The sequence below is a fragment of the Endozoicomonas sp. SESOKO4 genome, from assembly GCF_024606275.1.
On record NZ_JAHHPS010000291.1, the window covers coordinates 1 to 4,221 of the forward strand.

The following is a 4,221-nucleotide window of genomic DNA, read 5'->3' on the forward strand; positions in this document are numbered from 1 at the left end:
AATAAATTCCATATTGTTTGTGAACCAGTAAACGTCGTTAGTTATGATGATTATGGAACAATAGATAAAGAAATAGTCCACTTTCATAAATTTGACACATACGAGGCTGCTGTCAAAGCATTAGATAAAGTTCAAGAAATACCAGATTTAAAATATTGGACAGAAATTCCACCATATGACTGGCCTTATGGCGTCACAATATCAGAGAAAAGCAAAAAAGCCGTATAATAACTGTTATATTCGGGAGCTCTCCCTACACAGGCATGCAGTTCCACATCGGGCGGTTCACCGAGGATACCCCGTGCTGTAACCAAAGTGAATAAGCACTGCCCTTAAAACCTGATCTTCTTGGAGGTTGAAGCCCACACCAATAGTAGTTTTCCAGGTTGACATCCACGGTGGACACATCACTGAAACTGAACTTCTCAACGCCCGTCAGGAAGTCAGAGCCATCCCTGCCACTCACGGTATCAGTAACCCAGATGCCCTCGGAGGTTCGGGTAATTCGATAGTCTGAATAGCTGCCAGAAAACCTTGCGACATCCACACCTTCACCACCGTCAATACGGTCATCACCCTGACCGCCATTCAGTACATCATTACCGGCATCGCCCAACAGGATGTCGTCGTCCAGCCCACCTTCCAGAACGTCATTGCCTTCACCGCCACTCAAACGGTCTCGGCCACGATGCCCCCTCACAATATCATTGCCCTTGCCACCATAAACAGAGTCGTTGCCGTCCTCACCCGACAAGGCATCGTTTGCCAGGCCCCCAGAGATCACGTCATCTCCTTCGCCGCCCTTGATGAAGACATTGCTGCCACCGCCGCCAACGAAGATATCATTCCCCCGGCCACCTTCAACGACTTCTATCCCGGACTGGTGTAGGTTCAGGGTAACGCCTTTAGTACCCAGGACCTTGACAATATCAATGCCATCGCCACCCTGGATATTGTTCGGGTTATCATCACCATCAATCAGTAGCACATCGTCGCCTGCTCCGGCATTAAAGGAATCGGAACCGCCACCACCTGCCAGCCAGTTGGAACCGGCATCACCGATCAGTGTGTCATTGCCACGACCACCATAAGCCGAGTTAACGCCTTTGGCGACAACATCTACAGTTTCACCTGCGTCACCTGCCGCATAACTGCTGAAACCACTCTGGGAAGACACTCTCTTGCCACTGCCGTCGTTAACAAAGGTATGACCATCCGGATTGGAGAGGAAGTTAGCGGCAATGGCTTCCCGGGTTTTCAGCTCACCATTCACATTCTGGACAAAGTCGCCCCGTGCCAGTACCTCGTTACCATCCAGAATCGCCCCGGATTCTTCTTTGGCATTCAGGTTGACAGAAACAACACCAGCGTCTTCCAGGCTTTTCAGCTCACCAGCATCGGTTTCTGCATCGCTGTCCGCATCAACCCAGACCTTGACGGAAGACCAGGCCGTATCCTGATTATTGAATACGCCATCACTGTTACTGTCCAGAGTTCGTAGTGCCTCAAAGCCATTTGCGTAAGGCGTTTCGCCGGGGGCACCATCCTGGCCTTTCGCACCCTGATAGTATTCCGAGAACAATTCACTGACATCATCAATCTTGCCATTATTATTCAGGTCAATTGCCAGTAGACCATCCGTTGGTGATACCCAGCCTGATTGCTCCTCAACACCGTCGTGATCAATATCAAAGAAAACATTGGCCTGATCGAAATGCTCCAGCTGAACACCATCGCCATTCAGATCCAGTACCAGAGGATCAATAAAGAGAGTATCGAACGCATTGCTCTGGGCGCTGTTCAGAGAGCCCAGGTCAAAATCATCGAAGGTATCGAAGTTATAAAGGGGGTCTTGTTCCAGGGCAGAGCCTAAACCATAATCAAAATCTTGACTCAGGTTATGGTTACCGGGCCGTAATCCGTTACCGATGATATCGCCAATCAGGGTGTTGTGAATGCCGTTGTCGTAGACAATGCTGTCGGTAGAGAGTGCATACCAGTTACTGTCGTATTCCAGATACCCCTCACCAATCAGGCTGGATGACTGCTCTGGATCGAAATGCGAGTTTTCGGAAGTACCCTGGGTGGTGTGGGTGTCGATGTCGAGGAGGGAGTTGTCTACAGAGCCAGTGTATTCATTAATATTACTCAAGGCACCCTGAGTAATCTCGTCAGTCTTGGTATTAACGTAGTAGGTTTCGCCAGTATCTGGATTGACAAACTCAACAAGCGTTCGTCCCTCGGTTTCAATAACTTTTGAAATATACTGATTATTTTTATGAAATCCGATGATTGATTCACTGGTCTCAGCAGTGCCAAACTGATCATTCAAGCTCAGTGGCTCACTGGTATCCAGAGGTTCTTTCGGTTGAACAGTGACAATAGATGCCTTGCCATTCTCATCAGTTATGGTGATAACTTTCACGCCGGTGGCGTTGTCAGTTTCAATACTCAGGTTAATATCTGTCGACTGTAATGGCTCGTCGGTTATTGTAATGTTAGGGTCGTTTGAAATGACAAACACCGGGTCGGTGGGTGATTTTAGCTGGTTTGAAGATTCAGGTGAAGTTAGCGAGTTTGAAGCATCATCAAAATCACCTACAATGGTATCCCAGATGTGGCTACCTTCTTCTGGTCTCACCAGAGAATATGCACCGAGTGCTACTCCAACAGTTGTTGCGGCCAATGCAAAACCGACTGAGCCAGCTGCCATTGCAAACATGCCTGCAGTTCCAAGACCTAAGCCCAAAATGTCCTGGATTGTTGCATCACTTAATTTGTTGTCGTTATTTAACTCGCTATAAGCTTTTTCAACTATCGCAGGCACTTGGGCTATTAGAACAGCTATATTGGCTTTGCCTATCGTTTTGCCTGCAAGCTCAGCAGCATCAGCCATTGTAGCTAAGGCATCAAGCGCAGCTATCAAATCTGAACCTGCTTTGAGGTAGTCACCATCTGAATAACTGTCTGCGGCTGATGCAATTGAAGTTGAGGCTCCATGGCCTTGCAGTATTCGAACCGCAGCCTCAGCGTTACTGATCCCTATTGTTGACATATTCCTACCTATGGAATTTAATTGTTAGCATCAAAGAAAAAAATAGTAGACACAATGTGATATAGGCTAATAGTCTTGAAGGTTTTTTCAAGTACACATCCATGACATACTTTTCATTCAATAAATATTCGCTATTGCGATATATCTGGAAAACGAAGTCCTCATTTGATAAGTAATCTGCAACTATATATTTAATACATAAATAATCACCTCTTTTAATATCTAGCTGTTTTATTTTTGAAACAAGTTTTTTATCTATGACTCTAATAGTATTTTTTTCCTTATCCTTAAGCTCAATAAGCCAAGCAGATATTCCTCTTTTGGAAGATGCCCAAAATGACTTGACCACCTTTCCACAAACCAAAGCTGCAGAATTACGATCAGTTTCGGACCTGGTTATTTGACTAATGTAGCTATAACAAAAAACAATGCTAGCTGTAATCGCAATTCCAAGAAGCAATTGCTTGGCACTACTCATCTTTAGGTCAAAAGTTATTTTCATACAGGTATAGCCCATAGCAGCAACAATAAAAATAAGGGCAATAATAATTCGATGCTACTGCGTCAATTGAAAATACTTACCACCATTTTTCTTCACACCAAACAGCCCACTGTCTGGATAAAGCCTACTTTTCAAAAACCAGACGTAGCCCATGCTCAGTATTGAAAAGACAACGACCAAAGTTGTAAAAACTGGCACTTGCCCTATATCTTTGAATAAGCGGGGGAACTGGATAATGCCAAGGATAAGAAAAGCATTGTAGGCTGTTAAGCTATAGCGATAGAAACCAATAATAAACAGTACAGGCACAGCAATACTGATCAGACCAAAAAGGGTAATGTTATGCCCTCCTAACAAGGCCCCTGTATTGAAACCAATCAGTGCTGCGATGCTTGCCTGAACGAACATTATAAGAATAAGCAGGTTATTCATTTTTTCATACTTCTGGCACAAGAAAGGATCAGGCAGTGCAGTTACCATTAAGGCCAGTTTTTTCTCTGGTAGGCCGTTATCCTGATATTTTTTGTAAATTTCACTTTTTCCCATACCTTTGTTGAGTAGTTCTTGCATTTCTTGTTTTACTTTTCTCTTCTTCATTCTCTCTACCTGTAACTGAATCAATAAAATAGACTGCCCAGAAAAAGGCTTTACCTTTCCCTGATGC

4 protein-coding genes are annotated in these 4,221 nt (G+C 44.7%); 1 reads left to right on the top strand and 3 read right to left on the bottom strand.

Annotated features, from left to right (window positions below; all coding sequences use genetic code 11):
- Window positions 1-228, top strand: a 228-nt coding sequence (locus tag KDK16_RS05455; RefSeq protein ID WP_257275041.1) for a hypothetical protein, incomplete at its 5' end; no start/stop codon positions are given.
- A 25-nt stretch (window positions 229-253) separates the two neighbouring features.
- Here KDK16_RS05455 and KDK16_RS05460 read toward each other — a convergent pair.
- The 3 genes from KDK16_RS05460 to KDK16_RS05470 form a co-directional block, all read right to left on the bottom strand.
- Window positions 254-3,055 carry a calcium-binding protein gene (locus KDK16_RS05460; protein ID WP_257275042.1) on the bottom strand — a complete coding sequence of 934 codons (2,802 nt, stop codon included), beginning with the start codon at window positions 3,053-3,055 and terminating at the stop codon, window positions 254-256.
- Window positions 3,056-3,059: 4 nt separating this feature from the next.
- Window positions 3,060-3,557, bottom strand: coding sequence for a hypothetical protein (locus KDK16_RS05465; RefSeq protein ID WP_257275043.1), 498 nt, complete (start codon window positions 3,555-3,557; stop codon window positions 3,060-3,062).
- Window positions 3,558-3,611: 54 nt separating this feature from the next.
- On the bottom strand, window positions 3,612-4,221 hold a 610-nt coding region (locus KDK16_RS05470; RefSeq protein WP_257275044.1), incomplete at its 5' end, for a hypothetical protein.

What these genes read in the sequence shown, in the direction of transcription:
- KDK16_RS05465 (WP_257275043.1), bottom strand. Translation starts at nt 3,557, where the DNA reads ATGAAAATAACTTTTGACCTAAAGATGAGTAGTGCCAAGCAATTGCTT.
- KDK16_RS05460 (WP_257275042.1), bottom strand. Translation starts at nt 3,055, where the DNA reads ATGTCAACAATAGGGATCAGTAACGCTGAGGCTGCGGTTCGAATACTG.